Genomic DNA, 17,639 nt, shown 5'->3' with positions numbered 1-17,639 from the left:
GGCCCCAACCGTCGATCGGCGCTCTGCCGCCGGTCCCGGCACCGACCCCGATCGGTGATGCTACGGGCCCTTCACCGCGGGCGATGCGGCGGCGGAGGGCGCTCCGTTGGGCCACACCGAAGCCGCCCTCGGCGGCGAGACAGGCGGAAACTATCAAAATTACTACTGTTTCCAGCGACCGCTCGTCATCGACGGTTTCTCTGGCGGGGTTTCTGAAACGCGGAGTCAGCGCAGGCGCAGCTGCACCCCCAGCATCCCCGTGACGCCGCCCTTCGGCAGCGCGGCCTCGGGCTTCGGGGTGAGGTGGAGGTCGGTCTGGTGGATCCGCACGAACGCCTCGGCGCTCCCGAGGAGGGCCACGCTGCCCTCGGCCGGCCATACGAGGTCGATCGCCGTGCGCGTCCCGAAGGCCCACCCGTGCCCTGTCTCTTCCGGCTTCTTCGGGTCGCGCGGGGAGGCCATCACCCAGTCGGCGGCGGCCTCGATCCTCGCCCGGACGAGCGCGTCGAGCGGCGCGATGGGCGCGGCGATGCCGCCGCCGCCCCCGAGCGTGAGCCACTGGACGGACAGGCCCGGGGCCGGCTCGCGCAGGGCCGCGGCATAGGACACCGAGAGGGTCCCGAAGAAGCCCGAGCGCCGGTCGAGCGACGTGGCCATGACCCAGCCGCCGACGCGGGCGGGGCCGGCGGCGCGCGCGGGGCCGACATCGAGGCCGTTGCCGACCAGCCCGCCGGCGGCGAGGAACCAGCCCAGCGGGCGCGGCGGCGGTGCGTCCGCGGCCGGCTCGGCGGCGGTCGGGGCGGCGGCGGTCGGGTCGGGCGGCGTCGCGGAGCCGGCGCGCTCCGACGCCAGGGCCGCGACCAGCAGCCCCGCGGTGCGGTAGCGGTCGGGCAGCGGATCCTCCTCGCGGAATTCGATCTCGCGCGACGACAGCGTGCCCTCGGGCGCGCCGAGGGAGGCGACGTCGACCCGCAGCCGGCGGTAGTCCGGGCCGTCCAGCCAGACGACGGCGAGCGCCCGGAGCGGGGTCCCGGCGTGCTTCGGATCGCCGAGCGCGCACCCGCCGCCGCCGGCGGCGCGGGAGCACGCCTCGACGAGGAGCGCCGGGAGCTCGCCTTGTACGGCAGGGCCCGACGCGATATCGACGACGATCGGGGCCGGCAAGAGGTCTACCCGGGACCGACGCTACCGAGCGGGAGCGGCGAAGGCAAGCAGGAGACGGCCGCCGGGCGCTCGCGGCGGTGCCTCGTATCCGTCGACCATGAGCAGATGATGACCGACCCCAGGAGGACCTCGGGGCTTGTCGTCGTTCCAGTCGACCGCTGATCGCCCCATGCACGCAGCAGAAGGAAGGTTGAGCACGACATCCGGACCAAGACCGGAACGGCGTCGTTCGCCTTCATCCTGGAGGACATGGACATCCAGCGATTGAATATTTGCAGGACGTGAAGCACGATGGGTATGTCGGAATCCCGACATGCGAAGGTGCGGCCTTCCCGCTTGCTGGGCGGGACCCTCGCCGGGCCAGCCCGACACGCAAGGCAGGCGACACGTGGTCGGTCAGCCAGACGCCGTTGGAGGCCTGGTGGACGAGCGGGCCGGCGAAGATCGCGATCCTGTGCCGATCTCTCCTGACGCCGCGCTCCGAACGATCCCTCGCTCGACGCGGCGCTCCGAAGGAGCCCCGCCAGCCTCGTCCTCCCCCGGGATCGAGGACAGCGGGAGGCCGGTCGATTGGAATTGACATCCGGAATGTGAACGCTCACATTGACCTGCAGGGGCATCCTTCTGCTTCGGCGATCTCAGTTCCCATCCGGCTCGACCAGCGACCCGAATCGAGGAGAGATGCCACTGGGACTACTGTCTTCGTTCGCTCGAGGCAAACTGGCGTCGCTATGGGCGCCACGGGCCCGTGGCACAGTGGCCAAGTCAGGTGGCCACTTGGCTTTGCGAGCCGCATTCACTCGGCAATAGCGCCCGATCAGGAGAAAAGATGAAAAAGACGCTGATGCTCACGTTCGTATTGGCCGCGCAAGGCTTGAGCTGCACCGCTGACAACCCCGGAGCCGAGAAGCCCACGGCGACCGGAGACGCTGGCGGGGCAACTGCTGGAGGAGGCGCTGGTGGTAACGGCGGCGGCGCAGCGACCGGGGGAGCGGGGGATGGCGGCGGCGCAACAAGCGGGGGAGCGGGGGATGGCGGCGGCGCAACAAGCGGGGGAGCGGGAGACGGCGGCGGCGCAACAAGCGGGGGAGCTGGTGGCACTGGCGGTTCCGGTGACGTGAACGCATCGACCGGGCCGTGCGATCTTTACGAGAGCGGCGGCACGCCGTGTGTTGCCGCCCATAGCACGGTGCGCGCCCTGTTCGGCGCCTACGCCGGGAAGCTCTACCAAGTCCGGCGTGCCTCGGACAACGCGACCAAGGACATCTCCGTGCTCAAAGCCGGGGGCCCCGCCGATTCCGCACCACAGGACGCGTTCTGCGCCGGGACCTCGTGCGTGATCACGGTGCTCTACGACCAATCCGGACACGGGAATGACCTCTGGTACCAGGGCTCGGACGTGGTGCCCGGCTCACCGAGGAGCAGCCCAGCGAAGGCCACCACGGAGTCGCTGCAGGTGAGCGGGAGCAAGGTCTACTCGCTTTACATCAACCCCGGCAACAGCTACTGGCGCGACGGCCACACCACCGGCGTTCCGACGGGAAGCGCGCCGGAAGGCCTGTACATGGTGACGAGCGGCATCCACGTCAACGGCGGGTGCTGCTTCGACTACGGCAACAGCGAGACCACCCGAAAGGCCGACAGAGCTGGCGCCATGGACGCCATCAACTTCAGCAAGCAGTGCTGGTTCGGAGGCTGCTCCGGCACCGGTCCGTGGGTGCAGGCCGACCTGGAGTGGGGTCTGTTTCCCGGCGGCAGCAGCAGCTGGAACCCGAACCAAAAGGCGCTTCCGCACAAGTACGTCACCGCGATCCTGAAGAACGACGGGACCACGCGCTTCGCGCTGAAGGGCGGCAACGCCCAGTCGGGAAGTCTGACCAAGCTTTACGAGGGCTCGCTGCCGCCCAACTATAGCCCGATGAAGAAGCAAGGCGCCATCGTGCTCGGCAGTGGTGGTGATTGCTGCAAGCCCGACGGCGGCGCGAACGACAGCGCAGGTACGTTCTACGAGGGCGCGATCGCCGCCGGCTACCCGAACGATGCTACGGAGGACGCGCTCCAAAACAACATCATTGCGGCTGGCTATGAGTGAGCGGGCGCGGATGGCGTGTCCAGCGCTGCTGCGGGAGCTTCATGGCGGAGAGAGAGGAACCGCCAAGAACGCCGAGTTCACAGGGAGTGAGCTACGCGCCTGACGCCGGTACGGAGGACGGCCACGTTGAAGTTGAATCAAGAGGCCAAGTCCGCTAAACGAACTCACGACGGGCTTCGCCCGACGCTCAGCGCCTGGCGCGCGGCCTCGCCCCACACACCTGCTGGCAGACACTGCCGCGGAGACTCCGATGAACGAGGCCTCGATCACCCGGTACATCACCGACACATTGGATGGCGTCGATGTGGTCGTCGCATCCCGCGAGGCCGGGTCTCCCGAGCTCGCCTGGGGCGACACCTTCTTCAGCTACGACCCCGGACGCCAGCTCCCGCCTGCTCACCGGTTCCCGTTCGCGACGATCGTCACCAAAGACTATGGCGAATTCGACTGCGCCTCCCAGCTGGATCGCCCGGGAGTTTTCCGGCTGAACATCGGCGTCAGCAAGGAGACGTACCGCTCCTTGTTTGGCCCCCAGCCGTCTCCTCCTCCTGCTGGCAGAGCCGTGGAGACCGGCCACGACTTCGCCGCCCTGGATCGACTGCTGCCGCACCCTGTGTACGCACCGCAGTCCTGGGTCTGCGTGCTGAACCCCAGCGAGGCAACCTTCGAGGCGGTGCGGCCGCTGCTGGCTGAGGCCCATCAGCTGGCTGTCAGCAGGTACGCGAAACGCGAGACCCGCGAATGAGGCTGAACAAGGCGATGCGCTCGACCGGACCGCACGCGAGCTTCCCCGGGCGAGCGCGTCGAGGCCGTGCTCCCTCTCCTTCTGGTCGGTCGCGGTGATGTGTCGGCGACGCCGGTGGTGCCCTCGACAGCCGCCGGCGCTATCCTGCGCGCATGTCCGGAGCCGCTTCCGCCCGCCGCCTCGCCACCGCGGACGATCTCCTGGCCATCCCCGAGCGCGAGCGCTTCCACGAGGTCATCGGTGGCGAGCTCGTTCGCAAGGCCATGCCGAGCGGCCCGCACGGGCGCGCCCAGCTACGGATCGGGAGCCGGATCAGCGGACCGTATGATCGAGGGCCCGGCGGACGCTGGCCCGGTGGCTGGTGGTTCGCGACCGAGGTCGAGGTCGAGCTGGAAACCCATGAGGTCTACCGCCCCGATGTGACGGGGTGGCTGCGCGAGCGCTTGCCGGAGCTGCCTGGGGAGGTGCCCATCCGGGTGCGGCCGGACTGGGTGTGTGAGGTGCTATCGCCGTCGAACAGCCGCAACGATCTGTTCAAGAAGCTCCGAACCTACCAGCGCTGCAAGGTGCCCCACTACTGGATCGTCGACCCCGAGACGGAGACGCTCATGGTCTACCGGTGGACGACCGAGGGATATCTGCTGGTGCTGGCGGCCGAGCGGGAGGATCGGGTCAGGCCCGAGCCTTTCGATGCGATCGTCCTGAAGGTAGGCGCGCTGTTCGACGACGACGAGGACGAGGAGGAGCGGCAGCGGTGACGGACCGCGGCCCCGCGACCTGGCGACGAGGGCGCCGCGCGGCAGGTGGCAGCAGCGGTGGAACCGGTGGATCGCGACGGTCCTCCCCTGCAGGTTCGTCCTCGTGGAACCACCCAGGTCGAGCTCGATCCGTCCTACGGAACCACCTCGATCCACACCGACGCGCGCACAGGAGCGTCGGACGCCGGATCCATCCGGAAGACGCTCGCTCCGAGCACCCCGGTCCGGCGGTTCCGGGCGAAGGTCACGGGCGGGGCCGGGCCTGCGTCGAAGTCGCGCAGCTGCTCGAGCGCCGCGATCAGCCCCTCCCGCGTCGCATGGGCGCCGGCGCGCTTCAGCGCCTCGATCGCGATCTGCGCCGCGACGTACGCGCTCGCCTGGACCCCGAGCGGCCCCGGCGCGACGCCCGCCCGGCGCAGAAACGCCTGCAGCGCGTCCTCCGACGCCCGCTCCCGCTCACCCAGGGAGCCTGGGTACAGGAACAGCACGCGGCCGGCGATCTCGCGGGACGGCGCCCCGGCGCTCCCGGCGATCGATCCCAGCGAGGCGTAGATCGGCGCGGCCGATCCGGCGTCGTCCAGCGCCGCCCGGGCGCTCGCGAGGTCCGCGCCGGGGCCCCAGAAGAGAACGGCCCGCGCCCCGTGCGCCCGCACCGCGCCGGCCACGTCGCGCGGCGAGAGGCGGCCTGGCTCGAAGGAGAGCGCCGGCGGTGCAGGAAGATCGCGGTGAGCTGCCTCCGCGCGCGCGCCCGACGCCCAGGCCTCGCCGGCGCGGTCGCGCGTGTGCACGACCAGCGCGAGCGACCCCGCGTTCGCAGGAGCGCCGGCGAGGTGCTTGACCGCCACGCGGGCCAGCACGTCGGGCCCCGGCAGCACCTGGAACACGACATCGTCGGCCCCGGCCGCGCCCCCTCCGGCTGCCTCCCGCGCGCGACCAGGGGCGCCGTCGGCCAACCCGGGTGCGCTCGCCGCCGGGGCGCCGTCGGCCAACCCGGGTGGGCCCGGGGCACCGTCGGCCAACCCGGGTGCGCCCGCCAGCGCCAAGGGCCCCACGAGCGGCGCCCGCTCCTCCGAGAGGCGCGCCCGCAGCGCCGGATCCCCGTCGAAGGCGCTCCCCACCAGCGCCAGCACGCCCCGGTCCAGCAGGCGCGCCGTCGCCCCGGCCTCGCCCGACGGCCCGGCGCTGTCCTCCACGCGCAGCTCGATCCGCCGCCGGTAGATGCCGCCCTGCGCGTTCACGTCGGCGAACGCCGCGATCAGCACGTCGCGCGCAGCCGCGCCGACCGGCGCATCCGGCCCGGTCAGCGGCAGCGCCGCGCCCAGCGCCACCGAGCCCGCCGTGACGCCAGGATCCAGATCCCGGCCGACGCAGCCCAGATATTCAACAAGATCCGATAAATCCGCCTCTTCCAGGCGGTACCGCGGCATCACCGGGCTCAGCCACGGCCCCGCGGGCCCTCGCCCCTCGCGGATGGCCGTCACCAGCGCGGCGGCGCTCATCGCTCCCTCGCCTGGCCGCCTCCCCTGCCCAGCTCCCCCACCCCGCTCGCCGCTCGACGCAAGGCGCCGCTCGGCCGCGAGCGGCGGCGCCGTGACGCCGCCCTCGGTCGTCCCCTGCCCGCTGGGGCCATGGCAGCCCGCGCAGGCGGCCTCGCGGCCGGAGAGCGCCGCGGCGCCGCCGACGATCGCGCCCTCGATGGGCCGGCCATCCTCGGTCGCGCCGCGCTGGTAGATGTGCTTGCCGCGCCGGGCGGCCGGCGAGAGCTCCTCGCACGACCCCACCTCGCCCGCCGCAGCCGCATGCGCTCGGGGCGCGCCGTCATCCCGGCCGAGCGCCCACGCCGCGACCGCGCAGAGCCCCAGCGCCGGCACCGCTGCCAGGAGGCCGAGCCGCGCCCTGCCAGGACGACGGGCCCTCGGCCGACGGGCCCTCGGCCTATCCACCGCCCGCGCTCCGCGCCACAGGCCCTCGCGGCGGCAGGAAGGCCCGGACCTCGTCCGCGAGGCGCCCCGGCGGCGCGATGCCCTCGACCCGCGTCCAGCGGCCCTCCGCCTCGCGCCCGATGAGCGTGATCGGCGCGTGCCGCTCCTTGATCGGGGCGCGCCCCCCGAGCGCGTCCAGCACGCGGTTCACGCGCTCGCGCCGCCCCGTCAGGAAGGACCAGCCCTTCCGCCGGCCGAACTTCTCGGCGTAGACGTTCAGCCGCTCCGGCGTGTCCATGGCGGGGTCCAGCGAGATCGAGACGAGCCGCACGTCCCGGTCCAGCGCGTCGCCGAGCTGGGCCTGGAGCCGGCCGAAGATGGCCGTCATCGGCGAGCAGATCGTCGTGCAGGTCGTGAAGATGAAATTGACGACGAGCACCCGGTCCTTCGCGAGCTCGCGGAGACGGACGGGCCGGCCGTCCTGATCCACGAGCTCGTCGTCCAGGACCTCGACGCCCGTCGCCGGCGAGGCGCGCACCTCCGCCGCGCCGTCCGGGGAGAGCCCAGGCGGCCCCGCGGCCGCAGCGACGTCCGGAGGACGCCCAGGCGGCCCCGCGGGAGCGGGGGCGGCGTGCTCGCCAGGAGGCGCGCTCCCGCGGCCGCACGAGGCCGCGGCGAGCGCGCCGGCCAGGACCAGCGCTTTCAATGCACAGAGCGACAGGAAACGCATGTCGGCCTCACCGTGGGTCGTTGAGGTGCTGGACGGCGCGCGCGAGCGCCTCGGGCTCCTCGGTGGCGAACGCCTTCAGCCACATGCCGGTCGACGTGTCGCCGACGAGCAGCGTCATCGTGTGCTCGTCGGGCCGCCGCACCTGGCCGCCGAGGCGCTTCAGCACCGTGGCGACGTTCTCGGGCGTGCCGGTCAGGAAGTACCAGCCCTCGCCCGCCTTGAACTTCGCGGCGTACTCCTTCAGCGCGGCCGGCGTGTCGTTCTCCGGGTCGACCGTGATCGTCAGCATCGTCACCGCCTGCCCGCGCGCCCGGAGCAGCGCCTGCACGCGCGCGAGGTTCGCCGTCATCGTGGGGCAGGCGCCCTTGCACGAGGTGAAGGCGAAGTTGATGAGCACCTTCCGGCCCCGCAGCAGCCCGGCATAGAAGCGGTGCGCGCGGCCGTGCTGGTCGACGAGCTCGGTGTTGGTGAAGTACCGCTCCGCGGCGGCGTCGTCCTCCCTGGAGACGCCGCCGATCTTCATGCGCTCCACGCGCGGCACCTTGCCCTCTGCGGGCGAGATGCGCGCGGACGAGGACAGCGCGAGCGCGAGGGCCACCGCGGCGAGGGCCGCCCCGGGCCTCATCGCCCACCTCCGACCTGCGTCCCGGCGCCGCGCGGCGAGACCCGCAGCGGGACGGACGGGAGCGCGCCGACAGGCGCCCCGCGCCCCGGAACGGCGGCGAGGAAGCGGTACTGGCCCGGCGTGGGCGGCGTGAACGCGACGGAGAACGTGCCGTCCCCCTCGGCCCGCGGCGCGCCGCGGAAGCGGTACCCGGTCGGGAACCGGACGACCATCACCTCGATGTCTTCCGCGTCGAGCGGAGGGCCCCCCTCGCCGGCGGTCGCGCGGAAGCGGAGCGTCGCGGGCTCGCCCGCCGCGAGCCGCAGGTCGGGCTCGAAGAGCGGCGCGATCGCGATGTCCTTCACGGGATCGCCCCCGCAGCCGGACCCGTCGGCCTCGCCGTCGCCCGGGGCGCAGCGCGCGGGCGCCACGGTGGCCTCGAGGCACACCCCCGTCCGCGGGCGGTCGAGGAGGAGCTCGACGTCGTAGCGCCCCCCCTCGCCGAGGCGCACCGTGGTCGCGTATACGCCCGGACGCACCTCCTTGAGCGACCTGTCCTCGACGAGGAGCGATCGCGGCTCGCGGCCGTAGCTCGGCAAGGTGCCGATCGGGGCCATCATGCCCTCCACGTAGACGTAGAGCGCCTTGTCGGCCGGGCTCGCGACGAGCGCGCCGTTGCCCTCGGGCAGGGGGGCGATGGGCGTGGCGAGCGCGGCCGGGCCAGGCCGCGCCGCGGCGGCCAGAGGCGGGCCCTGGCCGACCGCGATGTTGACGAGGGGCGGGGCCGCCGCGCCGCCGAGGGCCGCCCGGTCGACGAGCGAGACCCGCGCGGCGCCCCGGTTGCGGATGTAGGCGAAGGCCCCGGTGAAGGTGACCGCGTCCGGCGCGGCCAGCCCGGTGAGCGTGTGCGCCACCGCGCCCGTCGCGCCGTCGAGGACGGCGACCTCGTTCGCTGTCGGGTTCAGCGCGAACGAGAACCGCCCGCGCGGATCGAACTGGAGCGCGCCGAGCCCTGGCTTCAGGGCGACGCGCCCGGCGACGACGCGCCGCGCGGCGTCGAGGACGACGACCTCGCCGCGCGCGGCGTTCGCCGCGTGGACGACGCCCGCCTCATCGCTCGCCGCGATGGAGACGATCCCCTCGCCCACCGCGATCTCGCCGAGCGGCTCGAGCGTCTCGCCGTCGACCACCGCCACCGAATCGCCCTGCTGGCTCGTGATCCACGCGGCCCGGCCGCCGCCGGTGAAGGCGATCTCGTGGTGGCCCGGGCCCACCGGGAGCGTCTTCAGGACGTCCGTCGAGCGGGCGTCGATCACGCTCACCGTTCCGTCGCCGTCGTTGCCCACCCAGACCGTGCGCCCGTCGGGCGCGATCACGACGCGCGACGGATCCTGGCCGACGGGGACGTTCGTCCGGACGAGCCCCCGCCGCGTGTCCACCACGGCGAGGCCCCGCCCGCCCCGGAGCGTGACGTAGAGGCTCTCCCGGTCGGGGTGCAGGACGAACGAGACGCCGGGGCCCGCGAGGCTGACCACGCTCCGGAGCTGCGTCCTGGCGAGGGTGACCTGCGGGTTGATGGCCGAGAGGGTGTTGTCCTGGTTCAGCGTCCAGAGGAGGTAGGCGTTCATGTCGACCTCGGGGCGCACGGACAGGAGGCCCGCCATGAAGCTCCTGATCTTCCCCCGGCACGCCGCCTCGTCCGGCGCGGCGTCGACCGCGCCGCTGGCGAGGCTCGCCGCGGACACGCCGCTGGCGAGGCTCGCCGCAGGCGCGCCGCTGGCGAGGCTCGCCTCGGGCGCGCCGCCGGAGAAGCTCGCCGCGGCGGCGCCGTCGGCCCCGGCGCGGCGCGACATCCAGCCGAGCGGCGTGAGGCCACGGACCGGCGCGCCGGTGGACGCGTCGGTGATGGTGAACTCGGCCACGACGTCGGAGCCCGCCACCGCCGCGGCCGGCGGCGCGCCGAGGCCGCTCTCTCCGCCCTGCTGGCCGCGGTCCAGCGGCCGCAGGGCGAACGCGATGGAGAGCCCATCGCGCTCGACCCGGCTCTCCTGCAGGGGAGCCGCCGGCTCCTCGGGCTGCGCCGGCTGCGCGAGCTGCGCCGGCTGCGCCGGCGGCTCGGCCCCCGGGTCCTCCGGGGCGGGGAGCGCCTCTCTCCTGCCGCAGCCGAGCGCCGTCGAGGCGCTGAGCCAGGCCAGCGAGAGCCAGAGTCCGCGCGAGCCCATCGAGGTCCCGCCCATCGAGATCCTTCGCATCACAGCGCCCCTCCTCCCGCTCACGGCGTGACCCGCCAGATGCCCCAGAGCCCGCCGGTGAGCATGGCGTTCGACTGGTCCAGGTAGAGGCGATCGCCGGGGACCTCGAACATGCCGCCCGACCTGAAGTAGGGAGTCACGTTCCACGCGGTCATGGGGCCGATGCCGCCGTGCGCGCTCACGGCGAAGCTCTTGCTGTTCCGGCCCTGGTACCGGGATCCCGAGCCTTGCGCCCACGGGTTGTACGCCCACTCCGTGTTCGAGAGCCCGAACGAGTGCTGGCGCCGGTGCCCCGAGGCCTGCAGCACGCGGAAGCGCACGCGGTCATAGCGCCCCGCCGTGAAGATCGGCGTCGCAGGATCGCCGCGCCCCGCCGAGCTGAAGACGCCGCTGACGTCGAGGCCCGGCATGGTGCCGAGATGCGCGTCGGGCCCCACGCCGAGCCGCGCCCAGATGGGCTCGGCGCGGTAGTTGAACGCCTTGTGGCCAGTGAAGTCGGGATCGGGAGGGCCCAGGACGTTCGCGAGGACAGCGCCGCAGGCCAGGGCCGGGTTGAGGCAGCGGAACGCCGCCTGATCCGACTGCAAGGGCACCTCGTCCTGGTAGAGGAGCACGAACTCGCGGAACCAGATCTCGGAGCCGTTCTCGTCCCGGTACTTCACCTGGGCCGCCGCGCGCGAGTCCCGGCTCGGGTACCAGACGGCGCCCTCCGGCTCGACGACCAGCGCGCCGATCCCGCCGTGCATCGGGTGGTTCACCACGTCCGCCATGTCCTTGAGGTTCACGGCGCCGAGCTCGACGGGCTGCCAGCGGACGTCGCCCCGGGTCGTCACGGAGATGTCGCCGGCGTACCAGGTGTACGTCCGCTGCTTCCCGCGCTCGACCGTCTGATCGGGGTTTTCGCCCACGTTCGCGCCGTCGCCCGCCGTGACGTCATACCCCACGAGCTGCGCGTGCAGCGAGACGCGGTTCGACGGCCTCACCTGGTTGACGTTGAACCCGTCGACGATGGGAGCGTTGTAGTTCCACTGAGGCGACTTCGGCAGATCCTCGGGCAGGTCGTTGACGAGCGTGACCTCGACGCACTCGCCGGCCGCCGCGCGCAGGACGAGCGGCTCGGGCGGGCGCGCGCCCGAGCGCAGGGCGGCCAGATCCTCCTCGAGGACGAACAGGAGGGCGTCGGGATCGTTGAGCCCGTACGTCGCGTTGTACGTGAGGCGATCGCCCGGCAGGTTGCCCCTCGCGGTGATCGCGTGGACTGTATACGCCCTCTTCTGGGCCTCTGGCGGGCACACCTCGACCTCCCGGCGCCTGCCGCTCGGCAGCGACGCGCCCGAGAGCGGCAAGAGATCCGTCTGCCGCTCGCCGTGGACGCGCAGGATGCCCCACCGCCCCTCCCAGAGATCGTCCGTCGGCGCGCCCGCATAGAGGTAGTCCGCGCCGCCCGCCGCGTTCTTCCGGAAGAGGGGCGCCCCGTCGAGCGCGAGATCCGCCTGCTCCGAGACGCCGATGGGCTGCCCGTTGGCGTAGCCGCTGTCGGGATCGGTCGCCTCGTTCAGCCACTTCTTCCCGTGCACGGTGAACACGTGCTGCTCCGCCTGCGCGCCCTGGGTGAGGCGGATCAGCGTGCGATCGCCCTCGTACGCGCGGAGCAGCGGTGTCGCCGGATCGCCGTGGACACGCGAGCTGAAGACGTTGTGCATGTCGCCGGCGTCGCCGCTCTTCTGGACGACCGCGCGCGTGCTGCAGTTGCGCTCGGCGATCCGGAGCGGGATCGGCTCGTTCCGGTAGTTGATGAGCCCGACGCCCGAGTCACGCCACGAGATCGCGTCGGGGGTGGAGGGCCCATGGGTGATGGCCAGCGGCAGCGGCGCCGGCGCCTGCGACGACGGGTTCACCGGCCGGCCGCACTCGTCGTAGATGGGGCCGTAATCGGCGATGCTCAGGTTGAACTCGCGGAACGGGCTCCGGTGGTCGCCCGGGGGAAACAGGATGTCGGCGCGGTAGCTCGTCGGCCCGCCGTCGCTGCGATCGCCGAAGACCGCTCCGGTCTCCGGATCGCGCCAGATCGAGCCGGCCGGCTCGACGACGAGGCCGCCGTAGAGCCCGTGCTGCTGGTGCGATGAGGCGGCGAAGTGATCGTGGGTGAACGCCGTGTTCAGCGCGCGGTCCTGGCCGGCCTCGCTCAGGATCGAATCGGCCCACCAGCGCTGTATCGTTGTCTGCGCCCCGAACGACGGGGTGGTCATGCGCGGGTGGCGCGTCGGGTCGTCGAGCAGCACGCGCGCCCCGGCCTCACGGCTCCTGACGTCGGCGGCGAGGGCCCCGCCGAGCGCGTTGGCCGCCTGGATGCGCGCCGCCACCTCCTCCATCGCCAGGGACCCGTCCTCGTAGTTGAAGCCGTTCGCCCCGCCGTCCGAGGCGGTGACGTCGAACTTCACGAGGTGGATGTGCTGGCCGATGACGTCGGTGGGCGTGAAGACCTGGAAGTCGTCCGCCGCGAGCGCCGCCGGGATGAGGTTCGTCGCGTGGAACACGACGCACTCGCCGGATTGCGCGCGGATGAACAGCGGCTCCGGCGCCTTCGTGCCGTCGAGGGTGGCCTCGACGTCCTTCTCGAGGACGATCATGCGCGCCTGCGCGTCGTGCCAGCCGGCCCGGTTCACCGGGGCGTTGGTCTGGACGTAGGCCGCGCGGTAGGTGCGCACCGGCGCGCCTGGCGGGCACGGGTCCGCGAAGGGGGCGCCCGCGGCCGGCGGCTGGCCGTTCACGAGGAAGAGCGCCGGCTTGCCGTCCGCCGTGAAGGCCGGGTAGCCCTTGACGGGGAAGCCGTAGCGCTCCGGCGCGCGCACGGCGCCCGGGAACGCGCCGGCGTGGAAGTTGGCGGCCGCCACCTCCGACGGGGTGCCGTCCTTCGGCAAGAGCTGCACGTCGGCCTTGGAGAGCTGCACGTCGAAGAGGCCGCGGCCGCCGACCGCCGCGCCCCCCTGCGGGACGTTCGCGATGTAGTGGCGCGGGAGCCCGCCGTCGTTCTCCATGTCGCGGGGCGGCTGCGGCGGCCGGTGCCCGGCGACCGCGGCGACGTAGAACGGATAACCCGGCATGGGGTCGCGCTCCTCGGTCTTCCCGTCGGCCATCCTGACCGACGTCCGCGCGTAGGTCGGCATCGGCGCCAGCGCGACGCCGGGGATCGGCACGACCGCGGGCGTGGGCGTCCCCGCCGCGAGCTCGCCGTCCGGGAGCGAGCGGTCCGGCGTGCCCGCCTCGAAGACGTCGTGTGTGCGCCAGAGCCCCCACATGCCCTGCGCGAAATGGGCATACAGGTGGCAGTGGTAGATGGCGTCTCCCACGGAGAGGTTGCGGTTGCCGCCTCCGCCATAGGTGATGTCGTACGTGTAGGCGGCCCGCGGGCCGATGGTCTGCGAGTCGATGTACGCGCTCTTGTCGTTGCCCGGCGACCGCAGCCACTGGTGACCGTGGACGTGGAACACGTGCGTCTCGCTGGGGCCGGCGTGCAGGTTCCGGATGCGGACGGGATCCCCGAGGTAACCGTGGGATACGTTGGAGGGGTCGTCCGGATAGAGGGCCTCTGTCGCGTTGCCGGCGTCGTCCCGGTCGATGTTCAGCGCCGGATCCCCGTTGACCCACGAGCTCAGGAAGAACTCCTCGAACTTGCACTCCTCGCAGCGCTTGCTCGGGCCGATCCTCTGCTTGTTGGCGAAGACGGCGCTGCCCAGGCTGGCGGCGCCGTAGTTGATGCCGAAGCCGGTGCGCACGCCGTTGTAGCGCGGATCCGCCTGGTACTCCGCGATGGGCTGGACGACGCTCAGGATGTCGTGGAAGAGCACCGTGAACTCGCGGAAATAGCCCATGTTCTCCGAGGCCGGGGACCCGGCCTCCGTCTCGTCGAAGCCCGCGATGATGGCGTTGACGTCGCCGTGCACGATCTCTCCGGCGTCGTCGATCATCTTCAGGATCGGCTGACCGGACGCGTCGACCGCGTCGTAGTCGATGCGCGGGGTGCCGTCCGGGTTCGAGGGGTTCAGGGACGCGTCCTCGAGCTCGGCGGCCGTCACCTGCGAGCGGTACGCGACCGCGCCCGGCGGCTCGACGGTGACAGCGCCGTACAGCGTCTGCGAGATCCGCCGCCCCGGCCCGGGCTCCGAGCCGACCGTGGCGCCCCCGCTGTGCATGAGGAACGTGCCCTCGCGGCCGGCGAAGAGCTCGTACGTGCGCGTCTCGCCCGGCGCGGCCAGCGAGCTCTCGTTCTTCCCGACGTCGGCGGCGAGCGCGTCGATGCTCCGGATCTGGAGCCCGACCACCTGGATCGAGGCGTCGCGGGTCGACGTCGAGGTGCTCGGCAGCGCGCCTGTCGCAGGCGTGAGCCAGTTGGTGAACTTGATGGAGAGCCTGTCGCCGGCGTTGACCCGCAGGACGAGGGGCCTCGGGCGCTTGCCCGGCCGCAGCGTCGCGTTGCCCGGCCCGATGGCCTTCGACGGGTCGGCGGCCACCACGTCTCGGCGGAGCGCGTACACCATGCCTCCAGGGTTGAACGCGCCGAGGCGGTCGTAGACGAACATCTGATCGATGGCCACGACGTCCGCGAACACCGTCCTTCCAGACGCGGGTGCATGGAAGTCGTAGCGCACCTCATCTTGGCTCTCCGCTACGCTCTCCTCCTCCTGAGGAGGCGCTTCGGAGCCCGAGCACCCAACGACAGCCACCATCGTCATGGCCCATCCGGACCGCCAGGGAAGCCTCATCAGCACGGGGATCTCCTTGCTCCCGTTGGAGCCGAGCAGGAGCGCTCACGGCGAACGCTTGTCGTTATGAACGCCAGGCACGAGCACGCCGACGGATGCGCGCAATGCAATGCGCGCCATGCGCCGACCGAAGCCTGGCAGTTGTAATAAAACTTTGTCTCCCAGCCCCCAGCGGGTCAAGAATCTTCGCGATCAGGCGACCGCCGAAGGGGGAGAACAGGCGCTGTTCCGAACAGACACGCGCGGGACATGCGCTGTCCCCGCGGCGGGCGGAGCTCCACCCTCAGCAGCGGTCTCAGGCGTCAGAAGCCGACGCAGACGGGCTCGTCGATACGCAGCACGGACTCCTGGTTGAAGCGAACCTTGTATTCCTTGCGGATCGCGTCGATGGCGTCCGAGGCGACCTGGCCGCCGTCGTGGAGGAGCATGATCAGCCGGCTGTCCTCGCGGATCAGCTTCCCCGTCTTCGCGAGGTACTGGCCGTCGACATCGAACTGGGTCAGCCCGTCCTTGAAGCGCGGGGTGACCGCCGTGTCGACGAACTGCTGCCACTCCGCCTGCGTCACGGGGGGCAGCTCGAACCGATCCAGGCCGAAGAAGAGCTCGGTCCGCGTCATCGGATCGCCGCGCCCGCAGGCGGCGCCGGCCCGGCCGGGCGAGGGGTGCGCGGCGTCCTGGCGGGCGCCGTGGCACGCGGTCGCGAGGGGCGCCGCGAGGAGCACGGCGAGCAAGGCACGCGGGAGCGTTCGGCTGCGCATGGCGGCGGTCTCCGGGGTGAGGGCGTTCGGGCGCGAGGCGCGCGCCACCGTACCACGGCCCCACGCCGAGGGAGGGCGGAGAGGCAGGCCGGTCCGGCGGTCCGACGTCGCGCCGCGGAGGCCGGCCGGAGGCCTAGAGGACCGATCAGGTTGATTTTGTGATAATTCTGGTCGCTTCGATGGAAGGCTCGACGGTCTCGTCGGGCCATGATCTCGTCCGCGTCCGGAGGTGCACGGATGGAACGATGGTCGCCGCCCGTGGAGCTGTCGCGGCAAGAGCAGGCGCTGATGAAGCGGCTGACGCGCGTGAGAGCACTGTTCGGCTTTCTCAGGCAGCACCGGCACGAGCTGTTCGATGAGACGTTCCAGGAGCAGCTGGAGGGCATGTACCGGACGACGGGGGCAGGCGAGCCGCCGCATCCACCGGCGCTGATGTGCATGGTCACGCTGCTCCAAGGCTACGTCGGCGCATCGGATGCCGAGGCGGTGGAGTTGTCCGTCGTCGACCTGCGCTGGCAGATGGTGCTCGGGTGCCTGGGTGCGGCGACGCCCCCGTTCTCGCAGGGCGCCCTGCAGGCGTTCCGAGAGAGGATGGTCGCGCACGAGATGGACCGGATGCTGCTGGAGAGGACCGTGGCGCTTGTTCGGTCCGGCGCGATGACGGAGGGCGAGAGGCGTGCGGTGTCCAAGGCGCTGCGCGTGGCGATCGATAGCCGCCCTTTAGCGGGGGCCGGGCGGGTTGAGGACACGATCAACCTGCTCGGCCATGCTGCACGCAACATAGTCCGCGTCGTGTCGAAGATCACGGAGCGTCCGCCCGAGGAGATCTGCCGCAAGGCGGGTATCCCGCTGCTTCTGGCTCCCAGCATCAAGGCCGGGCTCGACCTGGACTGGAGCGACCCGAAACAGAAGGCGGCAGCGATTCAGATCCTGGAGCGGCAGGTCTCGTCGCTGCAGCAGTGGGTCGACCGCCACCTGGACGACGTCGTCGAGCAGCCGCTTCGCACCTATCTGGAGGCGGTCACACAGGTTCGAGACCAGGACCTGGAAACAGCCGAGGATGGGACCGTTCGCATCCGGCAAGGCGTTGCACCTGACCGCCGTGTCTCCATTGAAGACGCCGAGATGCGCCACGGTCGCAAGAGCCGCTCGAAGCGCTTCGACGGCTACAAGGAGCACATCGCACGCGACCTTGACCTTCCCGTTATTGTCGCCTGCGCGGTCACGCCAGCGAATCGGCCCGAAGAAGAGGGTGCCGCGCCGATCGCCGAGGACGTCCAGCATCAGCGGCTGCGCCTCGTCGAGCTGCACATCGATCGCGCCTACGTCCACAGTCCCGTCGTTGACGACGTGATCCGCGCTGGCGGCCAGGTGTTCTCGAAGCCTTGGGGCCAGCGGGCTCGCAGCCCCGATCTATTCAGCAAGCGCGACTTCAAGATCAACCTGCGCGCCAAGACAATCACGTGTCCAGCGGGACAGATCGAGGTGTTCGAACCGGGCGATACTGTCGAGTTTGACCCTGAGGAGTGTGGCGCGTGCCCCCTCCGAGCCAAGTGCACGCAAGCTGCCTCGGGGCGAGGGCGGACCGTGTCCATCGCCGAGGATGAAGCTCTGCAGGGCAAGTTCCGGAAGTTGCAGCAGACCGGGCCAGGACGCGCCGTGCTCCGGCAGCGGACAGCTGTGGAGCATGCGCTCGCCCATATCGCGGCGCGGAAAGGACACTGCGCGCGCTACATCGGCGCCAGGAGAAATCTGTTCGACCTCCGGCGCACCGCAGCCATCCAGAATCTTGAGGCGGCCCAGCGGCTGATCCGGGAGGCTGCATAACATGTCGAAATTAGACGATTTTCA

The 17,639-nt window shown here is 71.7% G+C and carries 10 protein-coding genes and 1 pseudogene; 4 read left to right on the top strand and 7 right to left on the bottom strand.

Annotated features, from left to right (window positions below; all coding sequences use genetic code 11):
• Positions 1-225: 225 nt before the first annotated feature.
• Positions 226-1,164 (bottom strand): hypothetical protein, encoded by a 939-nt coding sequence (locus WMF14_RS12250; protein WP_437801068.1) that lies wholly within the window; start codon positions 1,162-1,164, stop codon positions 226-228.
• Between the two features lie 1,129 nt (positions 1,165-2,293).
• Between WMF14_RS12250 and WMF14_RS12245 the strand changes: the two are divergent.
• The 3 genes and pseudogenes from WMF14_RS12245 to WMF14_RS12235 all read left to right on the top strand — a co-directional run.
• Positions 2,294-3,256: pseudogene (locus WMF14_RS12245) on the top strand (arabinofuranosidase catalytic domain-containing protein); the annotation flags it as partial.
• 250 nt (positions 3,257-3,506) lie between these two features.
• Positions 3,507-4,001: a DUF6194 family protein gene (locus WMF14_RS12240; RefSeq protein ID WP_437801066.1), complete on the top strand. Its 495-nt coding sequence runs from the start codon at positions 3,507-3,509 to the stop codon at positions 3,999-4,001.
• A 152-nt stretch (positions 4,002-4,153) separates the two neighbouring features.
• A complete protein-coding gene (locus WMF14_RS12235; protein ID WP_437801064.1) occupies positions 4,154-4,759 on the top strand; it encodes a Uma2 family endonuclease in 606 nt (201 codons plus the stop codon).
• Positions 4,760-4,893: 134 nt separating this feature from the next.
• On the opposite strand, the gene WMF14_RS12230 is transcribed toward WMF14_RS12235, so the two are convergent.
• From WMF14_RS12230 to WMF14_RS12205, 6 genes are all read right to left on the bottom strand, one after another.
• Entirely contained in the window at positions 4,894-6,702 is a 1,809-nt protein-coding gene (locus WMF14_RS12230; RefSeq protein WP_437801062.1) for an ABC transporter substrate-binding protein, read from the bottom strand.
• Positions 6,695-7,411, bottom strand: coding sequence for an SCO family protein (locus tag WMF14_RS12225; RefSeq protein WP_437801060.1), 717 nt, complete (start codon positions 7,409-7,411; stop codon positions 6,695-6,697). The genes WMF14_RS12230 and WMF14_RS12225 overlap by 8 nt, the downstream gene beginning before the upstream one ends.
• A 7-nt stretch (positions 7,412-7,418) precedes the next feature.
• Positions 7,419-8,036, bottom strand: coding sequence for an SCO family protein (locus tag WMF14_RS12220; RefSeq protein ID WP_437801058.1), 618 nt, complete (start codon positions 8,034-8,036; stop codon positions 7,419-7,421).
• Positions 8,033-10,267 carry a YncE family protein gene (locus WMF14_RS12215; protein ID WP_437801056.1) on the bottom strand — a complete coding sequence of 745 codons (2,235 nt, stop codon included), beginning with the start codon at positions 10,265-10,267 and terminating at the stop codon, positions 8,033-8,035. Before WMF14_RS12215 ends, WMF14_RS12220 begins: the two co-directional genes overlap by 4 nt.
• 20 nt (positions 10,268-10,287) lie before the next feature.
• The gene (locus WMF14_RS12210) at positions 10,288-15,000 is read right to left on the bottom strand and encodes a copper oxidase (protein WP_437801054.1); all 4,713 of its coding nucleotides are present in this window, start codon (positions 14,998-15,000) and stop codon (positions 10,288-10,290) included.
• Positions 15,001-15,332: 332 nt separating this feature from the next.
• The gene (locus WMF14_RS12205; RefSeq protein ID WP_437328841.1) at positions 15,333-15,788 is read right to left on the bottom strand and encodes a DUF3574 domain-containing protein; all 456 of its coding nucleotides are present in this window, start codon (positions 15,786-15,788) and stop codon (positions 15,333-15,335) included.
• Between the two features lie 237 nt (positions 15,789-16,025).
• Here WMF14_RS12205 and WMF14_RS12200 point away from each other — a divergent pair, with 237 nt between their 5' ends.
• Positions 16,026-17,615 (top strand): IS1182 family transposase, encoded by a 1,590-nt coding sequence (locus WMF14_RS12200; protein WP_437801052.1) that lies wholly within the window; start codon positions 16,026-16,028, stop codon positions 17,613-17,615.
• Positions 17,616-17,639: the final 24 nt, after the last annotated feature.

The sequence above is a fragment of the Sorangium sp. So ce693 genome, from assembly GCF_051521375.1.
GTDB classification, from domain to species: domain Bacteria; phylum Myxococcota_A; class Polyangia; order Polyangiales; family Polyangiaceae; genus Sorangium; species Sorangium atrum.
The sequence above is the reverse complement of the archived record's forward strand: the minus strand, read 5'-3'. Positions and strand labels throughout refer to the sequence as shown.

Excerpts from the sequence above, each read along its gene's own strand:
- WMF14_RS12240 (WP_437801066.1), top strand. The coding sequence starts at position 3,507 with ATGAACGAGGCCTCGATCACCCGGTACATCACCGACACATTGGATGGC.
- WMF14_RS12235 (WP_437801064.1), top strand. The coding sequence starts at position 4,154 with ATGTCCGGAGCCGCTTCCGCCCGCCGCCTCGCCACCGCGGACGATCTC.
- WMF14_RS12225 (WP_437801060.1), bottom strand. The coding sequence starts at position 7,411 with ATGCGTTTCCTGTCGCTCTGTGCATTGAAAGCGCTGGTCCTGGCCGGC.
- WMF14_RS12220 (WP_437801058.1), bottom strand. The coding sequence starts at position 8,036 with ATGAGGCCCGGGGCGGCCCTCGCCGCGGTGGCCCTCGCGCTCGCGCTG.
- WMF14_RS12215 (WP_437801056.1), bottom strand. The coding sequence starts at position 10,267 with ATGCGAAGGATCTCGATGGGCGGGACCTCGATGGGCTCGCGCGGACTC.
- WMF14_RS12210 (WP_437801054.1), bottom strand. The coding sequence starts at position 15,000 with ATGACGATGGTGGCTGTCGTTGGGTGCTCGGGCTCCGAAGCGCCTCCT.
- WMF14_RS12205 (WP_437328841.1), bottom strand. The coding sequence starts at position 15,788 with ATGCGCAGCCGAACGCTCCCGCGTGCCTTGCTCGCCGTGCTCCTCGCG.
- WMF14_RS12200 (WP_437801052.1), top strand. The coding sequence starts at position 16,026 with ATGGAACGATGGTCGCCGCCCGTGGAGCTGTCGCGGCAAGAGCAGGCG.